Below are 23,551 nucleotides of genomic sequence, written 5' to 3' on the forward strand. Positions count from 1 at the left end.
AGTAATAAAAATGATTAAAAATGTCGCTTGGGGTAAATTAGATGTCTTGATCATCGATATGCCTCCAGGAACAGGGGTGTAAGCCTGCTTGGCTGTGTAAGAAAGACAAGTTGAGAAGAGGACGAAAGTCTCGTTTATAGTGATCTGATGATTCCGAGTAGCAAGGACTATCGCTCAGCGGATAAAAGGTACGCCTAGGATAAATGAAAATGCATTCATGAACGATTAGTATCGGATTGAGGATGGGATTTGTCGTATATTTCTATGATTTTCTTACTATCAAAATTTGTATAAATTTGTGTTGTCGATAGTCTGGTATGACCAAGAAGATCTTGAATAGATCTTAGATCTCCTCCATTAGAGAGAAGATGAGTTGCAAATGAATGACGTAGAATGTGTGGTGTTGTGGTTTCTGGTAATCCTAGATACTGACGTAAATGTCTTACAGTGCGTTGAAATATCCCAGCATTGAGAGGTCCACCGCGTACTCCTCGGAAGAAGGGATGGTCTTTTTTGAGATCAAACGGGCAAATTTCTTTGTATCTTGTAATACTTGCACCAACGCTTGGAAGAAGTGGTACGATTCTTGTCTTGTTTCCTTTGCCTCGTATATAAAGTGAAGATTCATCGTTCACTATATCTTGTTGTGTTAGTGCTAGTGCTTCAGAAATACGTAAACCACACCCATAAAGTAAGTGTAAAATAGATAAATCACGAGCATTAACCCAAGAATGAATGGGTAAGTTTTATCCATCTATCAAAAACATTCATTCATAGTAAGCTGAGCGTTTATGAGGTTAAAATCTTGTTTGTTGAAACTATATTCAAGAAATCATAATGGAGAATGATTCTTCAGCACCATTGCAGAAATGTTTTTTGGTTTTGTTTTTGAAAAGATGTTTAGTTTCAAGTTTAAAGAACTGGACATCTCCCCCATTGAGATCAATATTAGCTGTAAATTCTGATTGAGCGGCTAGATAAGACATTAAAATTGGTAAATGAAACATAGAATTCTTATGATAAAATATTGAGGTATTTTCTTTTCGGATCATATGTTGTTTTAAGGAATTTTTATCCTATTATTAAAGAAAAAACAGGGAGTAACGAATAAAAATTTTATATAAAATGATTTATTAACCTAAAAACCAATGGTTTGCTATTAAAAATGATTTTTTTAATTTTGAGAATATTTAACGTCTTTCTGTTGTAAGATTGGGAATTGCTCTAGTATATGCGAGAAGATCCTAAGAATGAAGATAATTATAAAAACTGTCTTTATGGAAAGAGCATATGAAAGGCTTTGATAAAAAAGAATATTGCCTTGTTTTGATTGCAGATTTTACATAGAAAGCTCTTGAAAGATAGTTAGGCGTAGCACCTGGTTCTATAGAACAAAAAACTAGCATTAAATACCGATATTGGGCAAAAAATGAAACTCTCATCGAGCTTGCAACGCAAGTCGGAGAGATGGCATTGCACGATGCCGATATCAATTTCTTTGGATCTTTTGATTACTATGCTTTCTTTGAAAGTAAAAAACCATAGAAAGCATTTATCTTTGCAAGATAATAAAAATTATCTGATAGCTAATATTATCCATTCACGAAAACAACTGATCCACCTGTCATTCCAGATCCTGCCGCGGATAGTAATAAGCACTCCCCTGATTTAAAAGGATGTTTAATATTTTCTAAAGACAATGAAAGGGGAATGGTAGCGGCTGAGGAATTGCCAAAATCACCAAGAGATTCTACAACTTTGTTATTAGGTATCCCAATTTGTTCGCAAACCTTACGAGTGATGCGATAATTTGCCTGATGTGGAATAAAACGGTCAATATCGTGAGGTGTAAATTGAGCCATTTTTAATGCACCTTGAGCAGATTGTGTCATCATTTTTACCGCATTAGAGAAAATTTCTCTTCCATTGGTAAAAGAGATATAAAAATCATTTGGATTTGTGTTTTTTCCAGCAGGATATTTGCTCCCACCTGCTGGCACTGTGATTAAATCATACTTGCTACCATCAGAAGCGAGCTCAATTCCAAGAATTCCAGTTTTCTTCTCAGAAAGTAGTGGCGCTGGTGCTAATACGATAGCTCCTGCAGCATCACCAAAAATAATGGCGGTATTTTTGTCTTCCATATTAATACGCCGACTTAGGAGATTGGCAGCAACTATAAGAACGGGTTTACTATGCAAATTTATATAAGCATCAGCGAGTACAAATGCATAAAGAAAACCTGCGCATGCGCCTGTAAGATCGATGGATCCGGATTTTAAGAGATTCAAGCGATGAGTGAGCATAGGAGCTGAGGGAGGTAATAGATGGTCAGGCGTTGAGGTTGCAAGAAGAGTTAGAGAAATATCATCTCTATTGATGTTAGCATCCTGCAATGCCATTTCTCCGGCTTGTGTTGCAAGCTCGGTGAGAGTTTCATTTTTTTTGCCCAATATCGGTATTTAATGCCAGTTTTTTTTCTATAGAACCAGATGCTAAGCCTAGCTGTCTTTCAAGAATAGAATTATCAATACGTTCTCCAGGAATAGAATGACCAAATCCAAGAATACAGCTAGAATTTCTTATCATTATATCTCCAAACAGTTAGCGGCTTCTTCAATCGTGTTGTATATATGATCAAGATCACCTGAGGTTATGCAGTAGGGGGGCATTAAGTAAATTACGTTTCCTAGAGGTCGAATAAGAACATTTTTTTTGCGAAAAAATTGTTTCAGTTTAGGAGCTTTTTCAGACATATACCCTGCATCCTTGACATTGAAATCAAGAGCTATAATTGTTCCTATCTGCCTGATATTGATAAACTTTGATTTTGATACGAAAGGAGACAGTCTCTCAATATGCATTTTTTCCAAGGAAGAGATACGTTCCATTACGGGTTCAGTTTTCCATATTTTAAGATTGGCAAGTGCAGCTGCGCAAGCAATTGGATTGGCAGTATAGGAACTGGAATGGCAAAATGTTCTCTTTCGATCGGCAGATAAGTGAGTATCGAAAATTTTCTCAGAGCAAAGCGTAACGGCTAGGGGTAATGCACCTCCTGTAATCCCTTTGGATAAACAAAGTATATCTGGTGAAATATTTGCATGATTACAAGCAAAAATTTTTCCAGTTCTTCCCCATCCAGTCATTACTTCATCTGCAATGAGTAGTGTTCCATATTGTTTTGTGATACGTGAAAATTCCGAGAGAAGATGTGGACGATATATTTTCATTCCACCCGCACCAAGTATAAGCGGTTCTATGAGGAGAGCAGCGACTTTTCCTGTGCGACAATATTTTTCAAGACAATCAAGAGTTTCTTGTTCAGAATTTGCAGATGGAAAGGGAATGGTATCTACATCAAATAGAAGTGATGTATAAGGTGTATTAAATACTCCGCGCATACCAACTGACATCGATCCGATAGTATCTCCGTGGTAGCTATGTTCCATGACAATGATTTTCGTACGAGGTATATTCCTGTTGTAAAAAAAACTTATTGCCATTTTGAGTGCTACTTCTACGGAAGTAGAACCACTATCAGAAAAGAAAGCATATTTGAGACCAGAAGGAACTATTTTGATGAGTGATTTTGCCAGTTTTTCTGCAAATTCATGAGTGTATTCGGCAAAAATTATTTGATCAAATTGTTCAGAAGCAGAACGTATTGCGTTCATAATATCCGGATGACAGTGTCCATGAGTGATAACCCACCAGGAAGAAATTGCGTCAATAATCTTATTAGAATCTTCATTGATAAGATAAGATCCTTGTGTCTTGATAATTTTTTTGAAAGAAGAATGGAGGAAATGTTGAGTAAAAGGATGCCAAACTGGAGATTGGGATTTTGAATCAGTCATAATCATTCTTCCATAATGGCGATTTTAAAAAATTTTTACGAAAGCTCTTGTGAAGTATCTTAGGCTCTAGATGATCAAATCTGGGTAGTCTACCGAGATACCGGACACGTCCGACTTCTATAATAGTTTTCTCTGTTTTGGGTTGCGGATCGCCAATAAAAGCAATTCCAAGAACCCTGATATTACGACTGCGCATACTCTCCAAGGAAAGTAGACTGTGATTGATTGTTCCAAGCGATGTGCGTGCACATAGTATAGTTGGAAACTGCCAACGCTCAAGAAGATCTATAAACAAATCATGCTCTGTCAAGGGTACGAATAATCCACCTGCTCCTTCAATAATAAGAGGAGAATTTATCTTGGGTGGATAAAGTATTTCAGGATCAATTTTAACGCCATCTATTACGGAAGCTATATGAGGAGATACAGGAGTTTTAAGTTTCCATGCTTCGGGAAGAATGCGATTTTTGGGGATATTGCCAATTTTTTGGATAACTTCACTGTCTGTTTCTTGATCTAAACCTGCTTGAATTGGTTTCCAGTAACATGCACGTAGCGCATGTGTTAATGCGGCTGCAAAAACTGTCTTACCAACGTTTGTATCGGTTCCAGTAATGACCACGCGTAAATTCATAAGGTTTCTTCGGATATGATTTGAGAGAGTAGATCAAAAAGTTGTATAATTTTTGGTATATCTACGTTTAGTGTAATACTGAGGCGTAGGCGAGCGGTATTGATTGGTACAGTAGGTGGACGAATCGCACGAATATCAAAGCCCTTATGTTGAAGTTTTTTTGCGATTTTTATAGCAGATTTATCATTGCCGATAATGATGGGTTGTATGTGAGATTTGCTTGAAAAGCCTAATTTTTTTTTGGCAATTTTGCTTGTAAATGAAATCAAATCTAGAAGATAATTTCGTAGATTAGGTTCTTGTTTGAGCTTTCTTAAAGCTTCTCGTGCAGCCACGGATAAGAGTGGAGAAGGAGCTGTTGTGTAAATAAACGGTTTAGCATAATTAATGAGATAGTCACATATCAGCTTTTTTGCACCTACGAGTGCACCACCTGCACCAAGAGCTTTGCAACAAGAGTGAAGCACGATCAAGTTGTCTCTCTCACGTATCTCTGCCATAAGACCACTACCAGATGGTCCACAGACACCGGTAGCGTGTGCTTCATCTACAAAAAGAAAACCATTGGAGTCATTAGAAATTTTGACGAGATCGCATAAAGGTGCGATATCTCCATCCATGGAGTATATGCTTTCCACTGCAATCCAGGGAAATCCTTTCCCTCCATTTTTTCGCCATTTGCTAATTGCATCAGCAAATGCATTTGCATCGTTATGAGGGATAGAAACGGATTGCGCCTTCCCAGAATTTATTCCCGCACGAATACTGGCGTGAATTAACTCATCGTAGACGATAATATCGTTAGGTTGAGGTAAAGTTGAAAATACTGCTAAGTTAGCTGTATATCCACTTCCAAAGTAGAGCATCTTTTCAAATCCAAAAAAATCAGCTGCTTCCTTCTCTAATTCTTCATACTGAATATGATTGCCACGGAGCAATCGAGATCCACCAGAACCTATAGGAACTCCAGATTCGAGAGCAGATAACACTTTATCTCGCAAGAGATGTGATTTTGAAAATGAAAGATAATCATGAGAAGAGAAGTCAAAACCGTCTTGATATTTCAATTCACGTTGACGTCCCTTTATTTTGATCCTTTTTAGTTTTTCTTCGTATAGGGAATATTTTACAGGTATCATGAGTCTGAATCTGGCAAGAGTCCAAGGCGACAGAAAAGGTTTGAATCTTGGTTGTTATCAGGGTTTTTAGCCGTCAAAAGGGTGTCTCCTATAAAAATAGAATTAGCTCCGGAGAAAAAGCAAAGAGCTTGGAGTTCATCTGACATTATAACCCTTCCCGCTGCTAGACGGAGGCGTGATTTCGGCATCAATATACGGGCAACAGCTATAGTTCTCACAAACTCGATTGGATCAACCGCTTTACTATCCTCTAATTTTGATCCTGGCATTGGAATGAGTAAATTAATAGGGACACTTTCTGGTGGAGTTGGAAGATTGGCTAGGGTTACCAGCATATCGATGCGGTCATCGATAGTTTCTCCAAGCCCTAATATTCCGCCACAGCATACTTTAATCCCTGCATTACGAACATGGGCTAATGTTTGCAAGCGACTATCAAATGTATGTGTCGTAACAATTTCTGGATAAAATCTTTCAGAGGTATCAATGTTGTGATTATAGTAATCAAGTCCAGCTTCAGAAAGTATTTGGGCTTGTTCAAAGGACAACATTCCAAGTGTCATACATGTTTCAAGACCGAGTGATTTAACGCCTTGTATCATGGATACAATAGCATCCATATCGCGTTGTTTAGGTCCACGCCAAGCTGCTCCCATGCAATAACGAGTAGCACCGTTTTTTTTGGCTAATTGAGCTTCTTCAAGCACCTGAGCAACATCCATAAGTTTTGAAGCCTTGAGACCAGTTTTATTGTGTACGGACTGATTGCAATATCCACAATCTTCAGGACATCCTCCTGTTTTGACGTTTAGTAACTTACTAAGTTGAATGCGATTAGGATCAAAATTTTCTCTATAAACTGTGTGGGACTGGAATAAAAGATCATTGAAGGGCATTTGATAGATATGAAGGGCTTTTTTCGAAGTCCAAGGTTGCTGTACATTGTCACAGTTTTTTTTCGATACAACGATTGATTTTGGCATGTATCTCTCTTTAATAGTACCATAGAAGAGGTTTTTTTTGATGGTTTAGATTCTATATGTCGTAATTATCCCTGCTATTTCTTCTATGTTTCCGTTCATAATATAGAAAATTGCAGAATTATCGTTGAGCAACAGTGTATTATTATGCATTTCATAATACAAGTGAAAAACAATCTTGGATTGTATATTGGGATTGATAATAGATGTCTGAAAATTCCAGAGAGATATTACTAATACGTATGATTCGTTGAAAAATATATTTTTTTGCTATGAGTTTTATAATCCCTTAGAGGGCATGTCCTCCCTTTGAAAAAACCAAAAACTTTCTGAAGATTGACTTGATTACTATAATCACAATAGGAATCTTTTTGAGATATTTTGTCCGGACATATATTGGATAGCCGCTTGCAAATATTATCCCATGTTTGTAATGCAGAGACTACAGTATGTTATGGAATAATTAGGGTGATAAGAAAGGGCTTTTGGTATTTAAACTGTAATATTCCTATTTGAATTTTAGATCTTTTGAAAGTAGAATCTTGAAATAAAAAAGTAAGGGATTAATTATACCTATTGATCGACTTTAGGTGTAGGAAGAATAGAATAAAGAAAAAAAACATTTGATAACGCATTGCTGGAAATGAAAGATTCTAATATTTTTAAAGGTAATGCATTGTGGCAATTACTGGATAAATCACAGGGGATATAGTTCTGGGCAATGCACGAGTTGAAGATAACGCATCTATCCAAAGTGAAGCAACAATAAAGGGAAAATGCAGCTATTTCTGATCATGCTACAGTCGAACAAAGCTCAGATACAAAAAAATGTAGAGCAGTGGGCATATCAGAAGTTATTTGTTAGTTCGACAATTAAGTCATTGCGGGAGCAAGGATACCTAAAAATTAAATCTCAGGGGCATAAAAGCGTTCCTGAGCCACTATCAGTAAATATTTCGAGAAGAATAGAATGAGCTTTTTTGCCATCAAGGATAGCAACACATTTTACGCCATCCTCAATGGCTTTTATTGACGTTTCAACTTTTGGAATCATCCCCCCAGAAATCGTGCCATCTTTAATGAGGGAGCGAGCTTCCTTTATTGATAGTTTTTTGATTAATTTGCCTTTTCTATCAAGGACACCAGGAACATTGGTGAGGAATAAAAGACGTATAGCACTTAGCGCTCCAGCTATAACTCCGGCAAAAGTATCTGCATTGATATTATAAGTACAACCATCACGTCCAGGCGCAATAGGAGCTATCACGGGAATCATTTCTGATTTTGCTAATAGATCTAGAAGAGTTCGGTCTACCTCAATGATTTCTCCTACAAAACCGAGATCTATTTCTTTCTTAGTTTTTGATAATGGATCTACGATGTGTTTTCGAAGTTTTTTGGCAAGAACCATGTTGCCATCTTTGCCACAGAGGCCGATAGCCCGCTCGCCAGTTTGATTAATCAGGGAAACTATTTTTTTGTTGATAGAACCAGCGAGTACCATTTCGACGATTTCGATTGTTTTTTTGTCTGTAATACGTAAACCGTTTTCAAATTTGGATTTTATCCCCATTCTATCAAGCTCTGCGCCTATCTGAGGACCTCCTCCATGGACAACAATAGGATTAATCCCTGATTGCTTCAAAAGAGCAATATCGCTGGCAAAGATTTTACCAAACTCTGCTTGATCCATTGCGTTTCCACCATACTTTACAATAATATTTGTATCCTTATAGAGTTGCATAAATGGCAATGCTTGCTCTAGAAGTTCAGCTTGCAATTGGCTTTCATTTTTTGTCATTAAGAGAGGTACCTTACGATAAAAAAGTTGTTTTGCCAAAGATTAGCTTAAATCAGAACGAAAAGATATGATCAAAAGGCAGGATGATTTCTGTTTTTTAGATTTTTTATCTGTCTAATTGCAAATTTTCTCTCTTCAAGAAGAATGGTTTTTATATAATATATAATACGACTTGACAAAGTTACGATATAATTGCGGCATGGTTTTTTTTAGATCGTTTGGGTAGCCGTTCGTTTCTTTTTTCGTGTAGAGAAATCACAGAGGGATAGAGCCTCTATTCAGAGGGAATCTGTCGAGGTGATTCCTCGGGAAGGCAATATCTGGATTGGTAGATTGTTTTTCATCCTATGGCTTGAGTATAGGCAGGATCTAATTATCTTATCTAAAGATATTCTCGTGAATATTAGGATTGATATTTCGTGAAAAACATAGGAACAAAGAGCAATCCTTCCTAATATAGAAGATTTCCGAAGATGGCGTCTTTTCTTAGGTTTTAAGTTAGATAAGAGTTGGAAGTAATGCTTGAGAGGATTAAAAAATATTTTTAAGTCAAGTCACTGCGGTTGTATCAACTGGCACAGTAGAAAGAATTGGTTTCACGATAACGCTAAAATTATCAAAAACATCGATATATGCATCTAATCTTGCGATGTGCGGAGGATTTAGTAAGATTCAAGGTTGGCATTAGAGGGACATTGCAAAAAAAAAATGGTATGGAGAATTTGAAAAAAATCTAAGAAGATTGGTTCTATTAGTGAAGATAATTTTGGAATTTTGATGGCAGAGATTCAAAAAATGACAGATGCAATGATAATGGATGCAGTATATACGGTTTCTTGTAGCAGCTTTCCTTGATGGCATCCCGACGGTCGAATTGCCTTTCTTATGAAGACAACTTCAAAATTTGGCGGACAGAGAGGGGGGCGCTTCTTCAATAGTAGTTCATTATGCCGCATTACAGAAAGATCATGTTTTTGGTTGGAGTGCGGCGATAAGATAGATAGTTCAACCGGTCTTCGCCTACAAAGGTTGGATTTTTTTATTAATTATGTCTTGGCGGTTTATTTATTGCTTCAATAATTGATTGGCGGAGTGATTCTATCCCTTCTTTGCGTACGGAAGAAGTAGATATTACACTTGAGAGACAAGCAGGATGCTTGCCTATAAAATCTTTAGTTTCCTTTAGTTTGTTTTCTGCCATTTTTGGATTTATTTTATCAATTTTCGTAAGGACAATTTGGTAGGGGACTGCTTCTACATCTAAAAACGAAAAGACATCCTCATCGGTTTTTTTTATGCCATGGCGACAATCGATCAATAAAAATACGCGCCTTAAAGTTGAGCGCTCGCATAAATATCTCAATACCAACTGTCCCCAAGCAAAAACAGTTCCTTTAGGTGCTTTTGCATAACCATATCCAGGCATATCGACTAACGCTATAGGAGGAAGATCAGTTGTTGTTCCGGAGTAACCGTCGGGTATAAAATAATTTATTTCCTGTGTTCTGCCGGGAGAATTAGACGTTCTTGCTAATTTTTTTTGGTTAACGAGAAGGTTTATAAGTGATGATTTTCCTACATTTGAACGACCAGAAAAAGCTATTTCAGGTGGTCCGGCTTCAGGCAAAAGCTCTACCTCAGGGACACCTCGTAGAAAGATCCATGGCGATCCTGAAAAAACTTTATGATCGATAGACATATTCTTCTCCTAGCCTGATTTCAATCGCAAGACGGACAGGGTGCCGCAGAACGTATTTTATATCTACTTATTAGGAGAAGAACGACGCCTATTAAAAATAGCACATAATTTGTCTATAATCCCAATTTTTGCACCGTGTAGTTTCATAATAATTGCTTGTTGGATGATGGAAATAACATTGCTCCATGCCCAATAGATTACTAATCCAGCAGGAAAAGAGGCTAGCGCAAAAACAAAAAATATTGGCATACAGCTCATAATAATTGCTTGTCCCCTGTCAGCAGGAGGTGGGCTCATTTTCATCTGTATAAACATAGAAAGACTCATTATTATTGGCCAAGCACCGATATGCATAAACTCAAGAGGGGTAAAGGGTAAGGCGCCAAATAAATTGAAAATATTGCTTGGATCGCGGGAGGAAAGATCACTAATCCATCCGATAAATGGAGCATGTCGCATTTCGATGGAAATAGATATTACTTTATAAATAGCAAAAAAAACAGGGATTTGCATCAATATCGGCAAGCACCCTGCCAAAGGATTTATATTATTCTTTTTGTATAGATCAAGTGTTGCCTTCTGCAGCGCCTGAGGAGTGTCATCTTTAAATTTTTCTCGCAATTTATCTATTTGAGGCTGAATATTTTGCATATTCGCCGTAGATATATATTGCTTCCTTGCAAATGGGAAGAAAAGAAGCTTGACAACAACGGTTGTCAGCAGAATAGCAAGACCAAAATTTCCAACAAGGTTGTGAAAATAGTGCATCAAACTAAACATGGGTTTTGCGACAAAGTAAAACCATCCCCAGTCAATGAGCATTTCAAAGCGTGGAATTGTTAATTCTTTTTCATAATTTTTGAGTAAAGGGACTTCTTTGGCTCCTGCGAATAGTAAGCTCGTCGTCTTGCTGGATTTCCCTGCCATTAAAACGGTTTCATTCCCTTTAAAATCAGCCTGATAACGGGGTTTCCCATGCGCAAAAAATGAGAAACGACTCTCAAATGCTAGATCTTTAGGCGGGATAAAAACAGATGCCCAATACTTATTTGTGATTCCCAGCCAACCGTTAGATGTGCTAGCATTGGAAATGGTTGATTTTTCAATATCAGAATACTTTTTTTCCACAAGAGACTGATTTCCCAAGATGGCTATCAATCCATCATGTGAACCAGAATTAATTTCTTCTTCTTGTGTTTTATAACGTGTAATCCTGCCATATAAGGCAAAGCTAATAGGATCTATGCTGTTATTTGTAACTGTATCGGTTATTGTGAACATATAATGTTCATCGAGGGCAATGACACGCTCAAATAAAACATTTTTCGCATTCATAAAAGCAAGTTTTATAGGAGTGGACGTTGTGAGTTTTTCTCCAGAAACCAGTTTCCATACGGTATCGGATCCAGGGACTTCTCCGATATCATAGGCGGATAAATATCCCATTTCAGTAAAATAGGCATTTCTTGTATTGGATGGATTGAGAAGTTTGACAATCGGACTGCTATGAGAAGCGTCAACATGGTATTTTTTTAGATTGAGATCATCGAATCGAGCGCCTTTCAAATTGATCGATCCTATAAGAGACGGTGTGTCAATCTCAACTCGAGGAGAGCGAGCTAAAGCTAGTTCACGGTTATCTATAAAAAAGGGAGGAGATGTGATAGAGGGAATAACGTCGTTTTGATCGGAGGAATTCTTCACGCTCTCAAGAGCTTTTTTTTCTTGTCGCATGGCTTCAATGCGGGGGTTAACGTACAGAAATTGCCACATGAAGATGATAGCTACTGATAGTACAATAGCTGCAAAATAGTTCCGATTTCTTTCTTCCATCAAGGCTTCTTCCTAGAAAAAACATTACCTAAACGTCGCAAACGATTTTTGCGATTTATACGTTCAATGAAACAAGCATAAAGTTTTTGAAAAGGAACACAAAGAGCATCCCGTTTAGCAATTACTACATAATCGTGTCCGGGTTTCAGAACATTGCTCACAGCACCAAGTCGTATAATTTCTTTAAACCTACGACGTATTCTATTGCGTTCAACCGCACTACCCTGCCTTTTCGTCACAGTGAAACCTACGCGAGGGATTGAATCGGGATTTTTGTGATCAAAAACCTCTAAAAAAAAAAGGCTTCCTTTTCTACATTCTCCGTGCTTTACCGCAAGAAACTGTTTGCGGTTTTTGAGTCGACCTACTGCAGCCATTGCGTCTATATTCATCCCCATCCTATAAACTTGAGTTTTGAAACATGGACTTTAAAAAACCTGCATTCAGAGAAAACTATTTTTAGAATCGAAGACAAGATGTTTTGTCAAGCGGACAATCTCTTGCGACCTTTCGCCCTTCGAGCGGCTATAATTTTTCGCCCTCCGCGAGTAGACATCCTGCTGAGAAAGCCACAACGCCGTTTCCGGACGATGGTAGAGGGATTAAATGTACGTTTCATTGCACTTATACACCGCAAGTTACGGCCCTTCATTATCATTGCACTATAGAACTTTAGAAGTGTAAATAACAAAGCGGATAAAGTCAAATTAATGCTTTGGTTTGCGGGGACATTAGGTTAGCTTGAGGAAGTCATAAGCTAGACTCTTCTGCGCATAAAGGAATTGTGTATTCTCCCTTGTAGGAGAATATTCTTGGCGGGAGTTGTTTTAAGGCTTATGTGATCTGTAGAAACAATACTTTACAAGTGGGAATTCTATTCGGGAAAAGGGAGATGGTGGTAAAGGTGAAGAAGGGAATTTTACCGGATAAGTCCATAGCTGATTTATTCGCAAATAGAGAGATTTTGTCTGAGTGCCCGTTAGATCCCGATCAAATTCAACCTGCCAGCCTGGATTTGCGTCTTTCGTCGAAAGCTTATCGAGTTCGTGCCAGTTTTTTGCCGGGTGTAGATAACTTGGTTCTTGAAAAAATAAAGCTATTTAAATTACATGAAATTGATCTTTCAGAAGGTGCAGTGCTGGAGGAAAATTGTGTATATATCATTCCGTTAAAGGAAAGTCTTAATTTTAGTAAAGAAATTTCCGCGTATGTTAATCCTAAAAGTTCCACGGGTAGGCTTGATGTTTTTGCGCGCGTTATAGTGGATAGAGCTCAGGAATTTGATAGAATACCTGCGGGTTATTGTGGGCAACTGTATTTGGAAATTTCGTCAAGGACGTTTCCAATTGTCGTTAGAGAAGGATCGCGGTTATCGCAGTTGAGATTATGTCGTGGGCGTCGATCTTTTCCCAAAAAAGATGATTTATTGTTGTTGCACGAAAAAGATCCTTTTATTCATGGGGAAAAGTTTAATTTATCGGATGAAGGTTTTGCATTATCTGTTGAATTGGGGGAAGGGAAGCGAGGTCAGCTTATAGGATATAGGGGGAAACGTCATACGGCTGCTATAGATGTTGATTGCAAAGGAGAGTATGATATTGCAGAATTTTGGGAGCCTCTATATTCTCAGGATGGAGGAAGGCTTATCCTTGATCCAGACGAATTTTATATTTTGGCTTCGCGAGAATCAGTGCAAGTGCCGCCTTTATTTGTTGCTGAGATGAACCCATATGATCCTCTTATAGGCGAATTTAGAGTTCACTATGCTGGTTTTTTTGATCCTGGATTTGGGTGGAAATCAGCAGGAGGAACTGATGCAAAAGCGGTACTAGAGGTTCGTTCACATCGAACCCCTTTTATTCTTGAGCATGGTCAAATTATTGGTCGTCTCCAATATGAGTCTATGATGGAGAGTCCGGATAATCTCTATGGAACGGCAATTGGATCTCATTATCAAGCTCAAGGATTAAAATTATCAAAACATTTCCGAGTAGGGTAGGAGTTTTTATAAATTCGGGATTCGGTTTTTGCGTTTTGTGTATCTATAGTGTTTTTTTTCGTACATAATACATTCTTGGTCCGTATTGGTTGTAAGACGAGACTATAATATGAGCGCTGTTAAGGACAGTAACCTATTTCAGACATTCCCGAGCTATCACTGAAATGCGTAATCCTGTTTCGCAGAATTTCAGAGACCTCTGCAGTGAGGATACTTATTTATCATCCTCTTTTAATATAAGCGCAAGCCTAGAAAAATTGGTGCGAAGAGAGACATCGATTTGCCATCGCTTCCAAAATTAAATTCTTTCAATAAGTTATGAGTAAGATCAATATAAAGTCACAAACCAATTACAGGACGATTCCTGATCTTTTTGCAAGCGCTATCGAATGAATAACAAAAATTTGAGATGTTTTTTGATGGTGTAGTTTTGCTGAGAATTTATTTTTTCTTCAAGCTCCTTGCTGCGGCGATTGCTTTTTTCATGACCGTTGGTAGTGCTGCATCTTTTAAATCTTGAATATGACACCATCGGCTTTCTGGTATCGCAATGGTTTTAGGGACATCCGCTTTCCAGATAAATAGCTTAAGATTGAAATGAGTAAAGGTATGAATCACCGTATCGCAAAAAATCCAATGGGCGAAGAAAGGGGCTTCTTTAGCGTCTGTTCCTCCGTCTTTTTTGGACGTCCAATCGCTGCCTGGAAGTTCGTCCATACCATTTAAGAGTCTTCCCTTCGTTCTTTTTCGTAGAAGGATTTTGTTTTCAGGTGTTATTGCCAGAAAAGCGGCGCCAACACGCAAGGGTTTTTGTTCTTTTTTTATTTTGGTGGGCAGGGATTGAGTTATGCCCTTAGAAAAGGCTAGGCAGTTTTTTTGAATGGGACATGAAATGCATGATGGTTGTTTTGGTGTGCAAATTAGGGATCCTAAATCCATCATAGCTTGCGCAAAATCGCCAGGTCGTGATATAGATGTAATCTCTCGAGTTCGAGTGTGTATTATGCTTTTGGCAGAGGGCATAGGTTCGGTTATTGCAAAATATCTTGATATGACTCGCTTGATATTGGCATCTACTACGACTGCAAAGCGATTGAATGCGATGGCAACTATGGCTGCGGCAGTATAATCTCCTATTCCGGGAAGTTTTCTTAGTGTTTCTATTTCATCAGGGAATTTTCCCCCATATTGTTGTACTATGATATCGGCGCATTTTTTGAGATTCCTTGTTCGTGTATAATAGCCAAGACCTGCCCAGGCAGATAGAACTTCTTCGTATCTTGCGGCAGCAAGATTAAATATCGTAGGCCATTTTTCAATAAATTTTTTGAAATATGGTTTTACAGCTATAACAGTTGTTTGTTGTAACATTATTTCAGAAAGCCATATCTTATAAGGGTCGGTGAGATTAGAATGATTTTCTTTGCAGGGAGAGGGAGGAGTTCTCCAGAGAAGTGTTCTGTAATTAGCGTCATACCAATTGAGGATGTCGTCTTGAATGGTGTTTTCAGATTGAATCAGAATCGTTGATTCTGGAGAGATGTTGGGATGTACCATGATTATATTATTGGATAGACATAATAGACGGTTCGTTTTTTGATTTTTTGGGAAAGATTAAAACAAAGATTTGTTGCCTTTGTATCATAAAAAATCAAGAATTTTAAAAATGAATTCAAGTATTGTCTCCTAAATAGGATGTTGCTTCGGTTGTGTCTATTGTTTAAAATGTTTTTCTTGTGAGTTTGGGTTTTGATCTTTGCTTGATACACGGGGAAGATATTGTCCTGTTGGGGAGAGGTTTTGAGATATGGTTCACTTTTCCGAAATTTTTCGAGGTCTTGTTGATCCTCTTTTGTGCCGTAGGGCGGGCATCAGTATGTCTCTTATTGGTGCTTGGTCCGAAATTGTGGGAGAGGCTTCTAGCTACTGTAGGCCTGATAAGATACTTTGGACGCAAGGTGATTTTCGTGTTGAGGCAAAAAATGGACTGGGAAGAGATGATTCGTCCGGAGTCTTGGTGGTTGCATGCGAAGGGTCGCGTGCTTTGTTTTTAATGCATGATCAGTCGAGAATAATTGCAAGCGTAAATGATTTTTTTGGATTTTGCGTTGTTAATAGAATGCGGATTGTCCAGAAGCCCATGATTGCAGTTTCTAGAAAGAAGAGTTTGATTGCTTCCATTTCTATTCCTGTTTTGAAAGAAGAGGATTGCAAGAGAATTGATGAGGTGACGGAGGGAATTGAAAATGAACATTTGAGAAAGGCTTTAACTCGATTTGGTTATGCTGTCATTCGATCTTCGTATATTTGATTTGTATATGATATTTTATTCTCTATCGTTGAATGATGGGATTTTTAGAAAAGAGATTTTGGTATCCAGTTTTGTTTTAAATTAGAGGGAAGATATCCATGAATATTATCAAGGTAGGAAGTGCTTTAGTTATAGTAGTGATTATTGCAGTTCTTTTTGTTTACGGTGGAGGCAGGAACAAGAAAGTGTCGGAGGATCTTTACCTTTCCGATTCTTCTGTAGACGCGGGAACTTTGCTGATGGCAGGTTCTATAAAAGATATAGCAATCGGACATGAAAATGCCCCGGTGACAATCGTTGAGTACTTATCAATGACATGTTTTCATTGTGCGGATTTTCATACTAAAACTCTTGAGATTCTCAACGACAAGTATATAAAAACAGGTAAAGTACGGTATATTCTTCGGCAATTCCCCTTGGATCCCGTTGCAATGGCTACAGCTATGCTGGCGCGATGTGCGGAAGATCGACAAGCAGGAGGATATTTGAATTTGGTTTCCATGCTATTTAAGAAGCAAAAAGATTGGATGGTATCAGAAAATCCTCGAGAAGCGTTGTTGAATATTGTTAAGTTTGCGAATTTTTCTAAAGATGATTTCGAAAGTTGTATAGCAAATCAAAAGATATTGGATGGTATTAATGCGGATATGAAACGTGCCCATGAGGTTTTTTCAATTGATTCTACTCCCGCTTTTTTTGTTAACGGCAAGCTTTATCTTGGAGCTAGGTCGGCGGATTTTTTTGGGAAAATTATAGATAGGATGCTTCTGGAGCATTTGGAATCAAAAGGTTCTTAATATAGGGGGGAAAATATCCGTGAATATTGTCACAATAGGGTCTGGTTTTTGGTTTTTGAAATGGGTGACCATATATGGTTTTTCCCTTTCTGAAGGGTGAATTTCGTTTTAAGTTTCTTCTTTAGGGCTGAATAAGATATGTTTGTATAATGCTTGGTTCCGAGATTTCTTGTTGTGAGATCTAACTGAAGGAGATATACGATGTGGATTTTTCAAGGGAGTATAGTACAGAGTTTTAGAATCTCAAGCGCAGTATATGAGACATACAAGGTTATGCTATCTTCTCTTTTATTTTCGATTTGTAGAAAGAAATTACCTCTTTATCAACTAAATTTCTCTAAGCTTTTGAACAAGAATATACGAGAATAATTGCAGGGCGTTGCTTTGTTCTGGTGCGTTTTATTTTTTGTATTTTTCGAAACCTGAGAAAGTCGCGATCGGGAAAATTTAGATGCATAAAAAGGTGATGATTGTAGAGGATAATGAGCTTAATATGAAGCTCTTTAGGGATTTGATTGAGTCCTCTGGATACAAAACTATTCAGACAAGGAGTGGTATAGAAGCTCTTGATCTTGCTCGAAAGTACCGTCCAGATCTTATACTTATGGATATACAATTGCCGGAGGTGTCTGGATTAGAAATTACCAAAAAGTTGAAAGAGGACGATGATCTCAATGGTATTCCTGTTATAGCGGTAACAGCATTTGCCATGAAAGGAGATGAAGAAAGAATACGCAAAGGAGGATGTGAGGCATATGTTTCCAAGCCAATTTCGGTTCCGAGTTTTATAGAAACGATAAAAACGTATATCGGAGATACGTAATGGGAAGACATGATTTTTGCATTTTGATGACTGTGTGTTTGGTGATAATAATAAGAAGAAGGATCCTATTGTCATTGTAGTTTAGATCTTGGATTTAGGATTCATGCAGGAGGGATTGGAAGTTTTTACTGCTGGCACTGATTTTGAGGCTATAGAAATTAGTAAAGCGCTACTCATTGGATGTGATTAGTATGGGTATTATTGTGTTTAATTGTACGCCTACGGAAATAGATATCTCCTCTGGAGCGGGATTAGTTTGCGCATTGAAGCGGGGGCTCTGAGCCACCAGTGCATGCCCTCTACGAAACGATGCCTTTGTGAAATATCGCGCGTCGGGTAAAATCCCCGCCCGTGCAAGCTTAAAACCGCTCTTGAATTGCCTTTCTAGGGGTGAAAATGAAGCGGGATTGATAAAAGGTGACAGCAGCTGATTAGGAATGTGCGGATATACAGGTGTTATTGGCAATTCTGGACTTAGGATCACTGTATTCTTGTTAATGGGGATCTCGCAAATGAGGTGCGTATTGATTCTGATTTTTGTGGGAGACTAATTCTCTGAATTTTTGATATTGCCCAATGGGCATATGGAGAAAGCATCCATGATTATAGATTGGTGTTTTTCTTGTTTTGAAGGGTGAAAGAGGCTTTCTGAGCGCGTATATTGTTCCGAATCGCTTGAGTGTAGGTTTTTGTTTCTGCTTTTAATGGATGGAATGACGGTTTAGTTGGGTTTTTTTCGATGATATGCCCATTGTCGCTAAACTGTATGCAGCCGATTTCTTATCCGTCTTTGATAAAATCGGTTTAGTCCTCTCGCTCTATCGTCCTTACAATGCGAAATTTTGCGCTTTTTGGAAAAATTGGTGGAAAAAACTGAGAAGAAGATCGCTAGAATGGCTATGGATCTTGAAATCGACAGAATCCCAGCTATCACTGATGATAGCAGTGTTCAAGAGCTCTTTTGGTTTTAAAGATAGACGAGAGATCCTAAGCCAGAAATTTATCTAATCTTTCCTTCTTTAAACTCTACGTGTTTCCTTATTGCGGGGTCATATTTACTTTTCACCATCTTGCCTAATGTATTGCGAGAATTCTTCTTGGTAACATAGAATGTTCCTGTCCCAGCAGAAGATATAAGTCTAATTTTTATAGTCGCGGCTTTTGCCATATTCCATTTCCCAACTCTCTCTCACATCGCGAAGACATAGCGCAATACGCATAGAACGACAGAAAACTGCCGTTCAAGAAGAAATTGTAAGGATCGTTCTGGGTAAAGTCAAGAGAATTATCATCCCGTCAGAGGCATGTTTTTCTAAAAGCTCTCGCTGCAAAAAAAAGACTTGTAGAGCTTTATAAAAAATACTTTATAGAGGATATTTCTTTACTTAAATATTCGCAAAATATTATCAGGAGATCTTCTGTTACTTTCTGTGGTATTTTGTGTATATAGGGTTTTTTAAGAGGCAGAGAGATATAATGAATCAAGGTATGTTGGTGGTAAGGACGTTTTTTCGAGAAAATTTCCGAACGGTTTTCACAAATAAGATTATTTTAGGGTATCATAGTGAGGAAAACAAATGTTTCTCAAGGAGTAGCCAGATTTGAGCAATAATGGTTTGAAATTTGAGCTTGGGATGACTAGTATTGTGCTTGTTTTTGGTGCTATTTTATAAATAGAGGATATATTATCCGTAATTCTTTCGAAGATTATTTTTCGTAATTAGAGAAAAAGGAAGTTAGATGTTATGGGTAGAGCCCTAAAATTTATTGTCTCTTGCTTGCTGATGTTTAATCTTTCCGGTTGTAGTTTAAGTGCGATCAATCCTCAGGGCGACATTGCTCTCCAACAGGAGAGTCTTATTCGCACGTCTATTGCGTTGATGTTGTTAATAGTTGTCCCAGTTTTTATTTCTATACTGTTCTTTGCTTGGCGGTATCGAGCCAGCAATAAGAAAGCACGTTATGACCCTGAATGGTGTCATTCCACGTGGTTGGAATTGGTGATCTGGTTTGCTCCTCTTGTGATTGTTTATTCTTTGGCAACAATAACATGGGATTCTACTCGTCGTTTAGATCCATATTCTCCTTTGGCAAGAATCAGTGCAACTAAGGCTATTCCACAAGGTGCGGAGCCTTTGATTGTGGAAGTTGTTGCTTTAAATTGGAAATGGCTTTTTTTCCTCCCGCAATATGGTGTCGCGGTTGTCAACGAGCTAGTAGCGCCGGTGGATCGACCTTTGGAATTTAGGATTACGGCGTCTTCGGTAATGAATTCTTTTTATGTTCCTGCTTTGGCCGGGCAGATTTATGCCATGGCGGGCATGGAGACGAAGTTGCATGCCGTCATTAATAGAGAAGGCGCATATAATGGTTTTTCTGCCAATTATTCTGGCAGAGGTTTTTCACATATGCACTTCAAGTTTTATGGTGCATCAGAAGATGACTTTAATCAGTGGATTGCGAAGATTTATCGTCAGGGAAACTATCTTGATCGAGAGAAATACCTTTTGTTGGAAATGCCCTCGGAAAGAGATCCTGTTCAGTATTTTTCTCCCGTAGAAACAGGCTTGTATAATGCTATTCTTAATTTTTGTGTGCGTCCTGGAAAGATATGTATAAATGATATGATGCAAATTGATAGGATGGGAGGAGGTGGGATAGAAGGGATTAATCGACTTAATTCTCTAGAACATGATCGTCTCTACAAACAACAGGATTTGGGAGGCTCTGAACATTGAATAGTGGTGCATTTTTAGGAGGGGGAAAATTTTTCTTTTTCTGGAATGGCTTGACGTTTTTTTTCGAGGGAAGATATAAATGTTTCATGATATTGATTTCTATAAATTGGCATTTGGTCGTTTGACGATTGATTCCTTTCCATATAAAGAGCCCATAGTTTTAGGAACCTTTTTTGTTGTGTTTCTGGTTGGTATGGCAGTGGTTTTTGCGGTCACGTATTACCGGCTTTGGGGTTATTTGTGGAAAGAATGGTTCACGAGTGTTGATCATAAGAAAATAGGTATTATGTACATAATCCTTTCGCTTGTGATGCTCTTTCGAGGTTTCGCAGATGCTATGATGATGCGTCTTCAGCAGGCAATAGCATCGGGTGGTGGAGAGGGCTATCTAAATGCGCATCATTATGATCAGATATTTACAGCTCACGGCGTAATTATGATCTTTTTTATGGCGATGCCTATGATTACTGGTATCATGAATTTTGTGGTTCCTCTGCAAATAGGGGCTCGTGATGTTTCTTTCCCTTTTTTAAATAATTTTTCATTTTGGATGACGGCTGCGGGTGCTGTTATAACGATGATTTCTCTTTTTGTGGGAGAGTTTTCTACTGCGGGTTGGCTAGCATATCCTCCTTATTCTGGGATACATTTTTCTCCTGGGGTTGGGATGGATTATTATATTTGGGGTTTGCAAATTGCGGGTATTGGCACAACTCTTTCCGGCATAAATCTAATAGTTACTATTATAAAACTACGATCGCCGGGTATGACCATGATGAAAATGCCAGTATTCGTTTGGACGTCTTTTTGTTCAAATATTATGATAGTGGCGGCATTTCCTGTTTTGACAGCGACGCTTTCTCTGCTCACTCTTGATCGTTATATGGGAACTAATTTTTTCACCAATCACCTTGGTGGCAATCCAATGATGTATGTTAATCTGATTTGGATTTGGGGGCATCCAGAGGTTTATATACTCGTATTGCCGGCGTTTGGAATTTATTCTGAGATTGTAGCGACTTTTTCAGGCAAGCGTCTTTTTGGCTATAACTCCATGGTATATGCAACTCTGGCAATAACCATTTTGTCTTATACTGTTTGGTTACATCATTTCTTTACTATGGGATCTGGTGCTAATGTGAATGCTTTTTTTGGGATTATGACGATGATTATTGCGATCCCTACTGGTGCCAAGATTTTTAATTGGTTGTTCACGATGCGTTTAGGAAGGATACGCTATGACGTTCCTATAATGTGGACTCTGGGTTTTATGGTGACGTTTTTAGTGGGAGGTATGACGGGAGTTCTCTTATCTGTTCCCCCTGCAAATTTTACCTTGCATAATTCATTGTTTCTTGTTGCGCATTTTCATAATACCATAATTGGAGGGGTGGTTTTCGGTGTGTTTGCCGGGATAGTTTATTGGTTTCCTAAGGCGTTTGGATACAAGCTTGATCCTTTTTGGGGGAAGGTTTCTTTTTGGGGCTGGTTTATTGGATTTTATTTTGCCTTTATGCCATTGTATATACTTGGTTTAAAGGGGGTAACTCGTCGCTTGAGTCGTTATGAGGATACTTCGTTGCAAATTTATTATATGATGGCTCTTTTGGGTGCCGTTTTGATAGCTGTTGGGATGGTCTCTTTTATATTGTCGTTCATCGTTGCTTTCCGCAAGCGTGATCAGTTGCGTGATATTACTGGCGATTCTTGGCAAGGGCAAGGACGCACTTTGGAGTGGTCAGTATCTTCTCCTGCGCCGGAATATAATTTTTCTTTTACTCCTGTTGTGCATGAAATTGATGCTTGGAATCATATGAAGAAGTTTGGATATCGTCCTCCAACCGAAGGATTTTTGCCTATTCATATGCCAAAGAATACGATGACGGGGGTTGTTCTGGCAGCATTTAGTGTTGTCTTCTCCTTTGCCATGGTATGGTATATATGGTGGTTGGCGATTCTTTGTTTTGTATTGATCATTGCATATACTATTTTTCATACGTTTGATTATAGTAATGGAGTTGAGATTTCTGCGGATGATGTGGCTGCTTCTGAGAAAAAGTGTCGACAATTGAGTGGATATCCAGGCAAAGAGGAGCGTTATCAGCATGACTAAATGTAATGTTCCAGAGGTGCAGTCCAAAAAAGCTCCTGTCTTTTATTTGAAGGAGGACCGAGACAATCATTCCGACAATAATAATGGCACGCAGCTTGGTTTTTGGATATATTTGATGAGTGACTGCCTTATGTTTTCGGTCTTATTCATCACATATGCTGTTATTGGGCATAATTACGCTGTGGGTCCTGCGCCAATTGATTTGTTTGATATTGGGAATATTCTTATTGCGACTTTTGTCTTGTTGTGTTCGTCTATGACCTATGGCTTTGCGATGCTTTGTTCTGAAAAACGTTTGGTAGATAAAACAGTTTTTTGGTTACTTGCAACAGCGTTCTTTGGTGTTTTTTTTGTAGTTATGGAAGTGCATGAATTTTGGCATTTAATTTCTATAGGGGCAACGCCACAACGCTCTGCTTTCTTATCTGCTTTTTTTGCTTTGGTTGGAGCCCATGGATTGCATGTCGTTGTTGGTCTTGGTTGGATTTTTGTTTTAGTAATACAGCTTTTAAAACATGGTCTTATCTTGGAAAACAGACGCCGCTTGATGTGTTTGTCTATGTTTTGGCATTTTCTGGATTTGATCTGGATATGTGTTTTTTCTTTTGTATATCTGATGGGGGTCTTTTGATGTTTTTCAGTAGAAAGGGAGGGGGATCGCATGAATTGTAAACAGAGTCGTCCTTTGGACGTTTCTACCCATGGTTCTCTTAGGGAATATTTGATTGGATTTGTTCTATCTGCGCTTTTTACAATCGTTCCCTTTTTGCTCGTAATGCAGGATGTCTTTTCCGATCGACAGATAATGGTTTCGGTGATTATGC

At 38.2% G+C, this 23,551-nt stretch carries 20 protein-coding genes and 2 pseudogenes; 8 read left to right on the plus strand and 14 right to left on the minus strand.

Features of this window, described 5'->3' with window-relative positions; genetic code table 11:
• Positions 1–10 precede the first annotated feature (10 nt).
• Positions 11–82, plus strand: coding sequence for a P-loop NTPase (locus tag H0G72_RS06430; RefSeq protein WP_409049320.1), 72 nt, complete (start codon positions 11–13; stop codon positions 80–82).
• A gap of 133 nt (positions 83–215) precedes the next feature.
• Here the strand turns inward: H0G72_RS06430 and H0G72_RS03210 are convergent.
• From H0G72_RS03210 to rpmH, 12 genes and pseudogenes are all read right to left on the minus strand, one after another.
• A pseudogene (locus H0G72_RS03210) lies at positions 216–728 on the minus strand (tyrosine-type recombinase/integrase); the annotation flags it as partial.
• Positions 729–824: 96 nt separating this feature from the next.
• On the minus strand, positions 825–1,007 hold the full coding sequence (locus H0G72_RS03215; protein WP_182017347.1) for a hypothetical protein: 183 nt from the start codon (positions 1,005–1,007) through the stop codon (positions 825–827).
• Between the two features lie 585 nt (positions 1,008–1,592).
• A pseudogene (locus tag H0G72_RS03220) lies at positions 1,593–2,589 on the minus strand (beta-ketoacyl-ACP synthase III).
• Complete coding sequence (locus tag H0G72_RS03225; RefSeq protein WP_182017348.1) at positions 2,589–3,860, minus strand: adenosylmethionine--8-amino-7-oxononanoate transaminase; 1,272 nt, start codon at positions 3,858–3,860, stop codon at positions 2,589–2,591. The pseudogene H0G72_RS03220 and the gene H0G72_RS03225 overlap by 1 nt, the downstream one beginning before the upstream one ends.
• On the minus strand, positions 3,853–4,494 hold the full coding sequence (gene bioD / locus H0G72_RS03230; RefSeq protein WP_182017349.1) for a dethiobiotin synthase: 642 nt from the start codon (positions 4,492–4,494) through the stop codon (positions 3,853–3,855). Before bioD ends, H0G72_RS03225 begins: the two co-directional genes overlap by 8 nt.
• Positions 4,491–5,633: an 8-amino-7-oxononanoate synthase gene (locus H0G72_RS03235; protein WP_182017350.1), complete on the minus strand. Its 1,143-nt coding sequence runs from the start codon at positions 5,631–5,633 to the stop codon at positions 4,491–4,493. The genes bioD and H0G72_RS03235 overlap by 4 nt, the downstream gene beginning before the upstream one ends.
• Positions 5,630–6,616, minus strand: a complete 987-nt coding sequence (gene bioB, locus H0G72_RS03240) for a biotin synthase BioB (RefSeq protein WP_182017351.1) — start codon at positions 6,614–6,616, stop codon at positions 5,630–5,632. Before bioB ends, H0G72_RS03235 begins: the two co-directional genes overlap by 4 nt.
• Before the next feature lie 910 nt (positions 6,617–7,526).
• On the minus strand, positions 7,527–8,414 hold the full coding sequence (gene argB / locus H0G72_RS03245) for an acetylglutamate kinase (protein WP_182017352.1): 888 nt from the start codon (positions 8,412–8,414) through the stop codon (positions 7,527–7,529).
• A 1,042-nt stretch (positions 8,415–9,456) separates the two neighbouring features.
• A complete protein-coding gene (yihA, locus tag H0G72_RS03250) occupies positions 9,457–10,113 on the minus strand; it encodes a ribosome biogenesis GTP-binding protein YihA/YsxC (protein ID WP_182017353.1) in 657 nt (218 codons plus the stop codon).
• A gap of 63 nt (positions 10,114–10,176) precedes the next feature.
• Positions 10,177–11,946: a membrane protein insertase YidC gene (gene yidC / locus H0G72_RS03255; protein ID WP_182017354.1), complete on the minus strand. Its 1,770-nt coding sequence runs from the start codon at positions 11,944–11,946 to the stop codon at positions 10,177–10,179.
• Positions 11,946–12,338 carry a ribonuclease P protein component gene (rnpA, locus tag H0G72_RS03260; protein ID WP_259345118.1) on the minus strand — a complete coding sequence of 131 codons (393 nt, stop codon included), beginning with the start codon at positions 12,336–12,338 and terminating at the stop codon, positions 11,946–11,948. The genes yidC and rnpA overlap by 1 nt, the downstream gene beginning before the upstream one ends.
• A gap of 92 nt (positions 12,339–12,430) precedes the next feature.
• Positions 12,431–12,565, minus strand: coding sequence for a 50S ribosomal protein L34 (gene rpmH / locus H0G72_RS03265; protein ID WP_182017367.1), 135 nt, complete (start codon positions 12,563–12,565; stop codon positions 12,431–12,433).
• Between the two features lie 273 nt (positions 12,566–12,838).
• On the opposite strand from rpmH, the gene H0G72_RS03270 reads away from it, so the two are divergent.
• Entirely contained in the window at positions 12,839–13,945 is a 1,107-nt protein-coding gene (locus H0G72_RS03270) for a 2'-deoxycytidine 5'-triphosphate deaminase (protein ID WP_182017355.1), read from the plus strand.
• Positions 13,946–14,386: 441 nt separating this feature from the next.
• Here H0G72_RS03270 and mutY read toward each other — a convergent pair whose 3' ends face one another.
• Positions 14,387–15,502: an A/G-specific adenine glycosylase gene (mutY, locus tag H0G72_RS03275; protein WP_182017356.1), complete on the minus strand. Its 1,116-nt coding sequence runs from the start codon at positions 15,500–15,502 to the stop codon at positions 14,387–14,389.
• 250 nt (positions 15,503–15,752) lie between these two features.
• Between mutY and H0G72_RS03280 the strand changes: the two genes are divergently transcribed.
• The 3 genes from H0G72_RS03280 to H0G72_RS03290 all read left to right on the plus strand — a co-directional run bounded on the left by H0G72_RS03280 (position 15,753) and on the right by H0G72_RS03290 (position 17,876).
• Complete coding sequence (locus H0G72_RS03280; RefSeq protein ID WP_182017357.1) at positions 15,753–16,256, plus strand: DUF721 domain-containing protein; 504 nt, start codon at positions 15,753–15,755, stop codon at positions 16,254–16,256.
• A 98-nt stretch (positions 16,257–16,354) separates the two neighbouring features.
• Entirely contained in the window at positions 16,355–17,053 is a 699-nt protein-coding gene (locus tag H0G72_RS03285; protein WP_182017358.1) for a DsbA family protein, read from the plus strand.
• A 451-nt stretch (positions 17,054–17,504) separates the two neighbouring features.
• The gene (locus tag H0G72_RS03290) at positions 17,505–17,876 is read left to right on the plus strand and encodes a response regulator (protein WP_182017359.1); all 372 of its coding nucleotides are present in this window, start codon (positions 17,505–17,507) and stop codon (positions 17,874–17,876) included.
• A 1,000-nt stretch (positions 17,877–18,876) separates the two neighbouring features.
• Here H0G72_RS03290 and rpmG read toward each other — a convergent pair.
• A complete protein-coding gene (rpmG, locus tag H0G72_RS03295) occupies positions 18,877–19,044 on the minus strand; it encodes a 50S ribosomal protein L33 (protein WP_182017360.1) in 168 nt (55 codons plus the stop codon).
• 577 nt (positions 19,045–19,621) lie between these two features.
• On the opposite strand from rpmG, the gene cyoA reads away from it, so the two are divergent.
• From cyoA to cyoC, 3 genes are all read left to right on the plus strand, one after another.
• Positions 19,622–20,614: a ubiquinol oxidase subunit II gene (gene cyoA / locus H0G72_RS03300; protein ID WP_182017361.1), complete on the plus strand. Its 993-nt coding sequence runs from the start codon at positions 19,622–19,624 to the stop codon at positions 20,612–20,614.
• Between the two features lie 79 nt (positions 20,615–20,693).
• Complete coding sequence (gene cyoB, locus H0G72_RS03305) at positions 20,694–22,727, plus strand: cytochrome o ubiquinol oxidase subunit I (RefSeq protein WP_182017362.1); 2,034 nt, start codon at positions 20,694–20,696, stop codon at positions 22,725–22,727.
• Positions 22,720–23,358, plus strand: coding sequence for a cytochrome o ubiquinol oxidase subunit III (gene cyoC / locus H0G72_RS03310; protein ID WP_182017363.1), 639 nt, complete (start codon positions 22,720–22,722; stop codon positions 23,356–23,358). The genes cyoB and cyoC overlap by 8 nt, the downstream gene beginning before the upstream one ends.
• Positions 23,359–23,551: the final 193 nt, after the last annotated feature.

The sequence above is a fragment of the Candidatus Liberibacter sp. genome (assembly GCF_014048425.1).
Classification (GTDB): Bacteria; Pseudomonadota; Alphaproteobacteria; order Rhizobiales; family Rhizobiaceae; genus Liberibacter.

Bases quoted from the DNA above. Each gene is read 5' to 3' on its own strand.
- H0G72_RS03215 (WP_182017347.1), bottom strand. From the start codon at position 1,007: ATGTTTCATTTACCAATTTTAATGTCTTATCTAGCCGCTCAATCAGAA.
- H0G72_RS03270 (WP_182017355.1), top strand. From the start codon at position 12,839: ATGGTGGTAAAGGTGAAGAAGGGAATTTTACCGGATAAGTCCATAGCT.
- yidC (WP_182017354.1), bottom strand. From the start codon at position 11,946: ATGGAAGAAAGAAATCGGAACTATTTTGCAGCTATTGTACTATCAGTA.
- H0G72_RS03225 (WP_182017348.1), bottom strand. From the start codon at position 3,860: ATGACTGATTCAAAATCCCAATCTCCAGTTTGGCATCCTTTTACTCAA.
- bioB (WP_182017351.1), bottom strand. From the start codon at position 6,616: ATGCCAAAATCAATCGTTGTATCGAAAAAAAACTGTGACAATGTACAG.
- mutY (WP_182017356.1), bottom strand. From the start codon at position 15,502: ATGGTACATCCCAACATCTCTCCAGAATCAACGATTCTGATTCAATCT.
- cyoB (WP_182017362.1), top strand. From the start codon at position 20,694: ATGTTTCATGATATTGATTTCTATAAATTGGCATTTGGTCGTTTGACG.
- cyoA (WP_182017361.1), top strand. From the start codon at position 19,622: ATGGGTAGAGCCCTAAAATTTATTGTCTCTTGCTTGCTGATGTTTAAT.
- cyoC (WP_182017363.1), top strand. From the start codon at position 22,720: ATGACTAAATGTAATGTTCCAGAGGTGCAGTCCAAAAAAGCTCCTGTC.
- H0G72_RS03280 (WP_182017357.1), top strand. From the start codon at position 15,753: ATGGTTCACTTTTCCGAAATTTTTCGAGGTCTTGTTGATCCTCTTTTG.
- yihA (WP_182017353.1), bottom strand. From the start codon at position 10,113: ATGTCTATCGATCATAAAGTTTTTTCAGGATCGCCATGGATCTTTCTA.
- bioD (WP_182017349.1), bottom strand. From the start codon at position 4,494: ATGAATTTACGCGTGGTCATTACTGGAACCGATACAAACGTTGGTAAG.
- H0G72_RS03285 (WP_182017358.1), top strand. From the start codon at position 16,355: ATGAATATTATCAAGGTAGGAAGTGCTTTAGTTATAGTAGTGATTATT.
- rnpA (WP_259345118.1), bottom strand. From the start codon at position 12,338: ATGAATATAGACGCAATGGCTGCAGTAGGTCGACTCAAAAACCGCAAA.
- H0G72_RS03235 (WP_182017350.1), bottom strand. From the start codon at position 5,633: ATGATACCTGTAAAATATTCCCTATACGAAGAAAAACTAAAAAGGATC.
- rpmH (WP_182017367.1), bottom strand. From the start codon at position 12,565: ATGAAACGTACATTTAATCCCTCTACCATCGTCCGGAAACGGCGTTGT.
- argB (WP_182017352.1), bottom strand. From the start codon at position 8,414: ATGACAAAAAATGAAAGCCAATTGCAAGCTGAACTTCTAGAGCAAGCA.
- H0G72_RS03290 (WP_182017359.1), top strand. From the start codon at position 17,505: ATGCATAAAAAGGTGATGATTGTAGAGGATAATGAGCTTAATATGAAG.
- rpmG (WP_182017360.1), bottom strand. From the start codon at position 19,044: ATGGCAAAAGCCGCGACTATAAAAATTAGACTTATATCTTCTGCTGGG.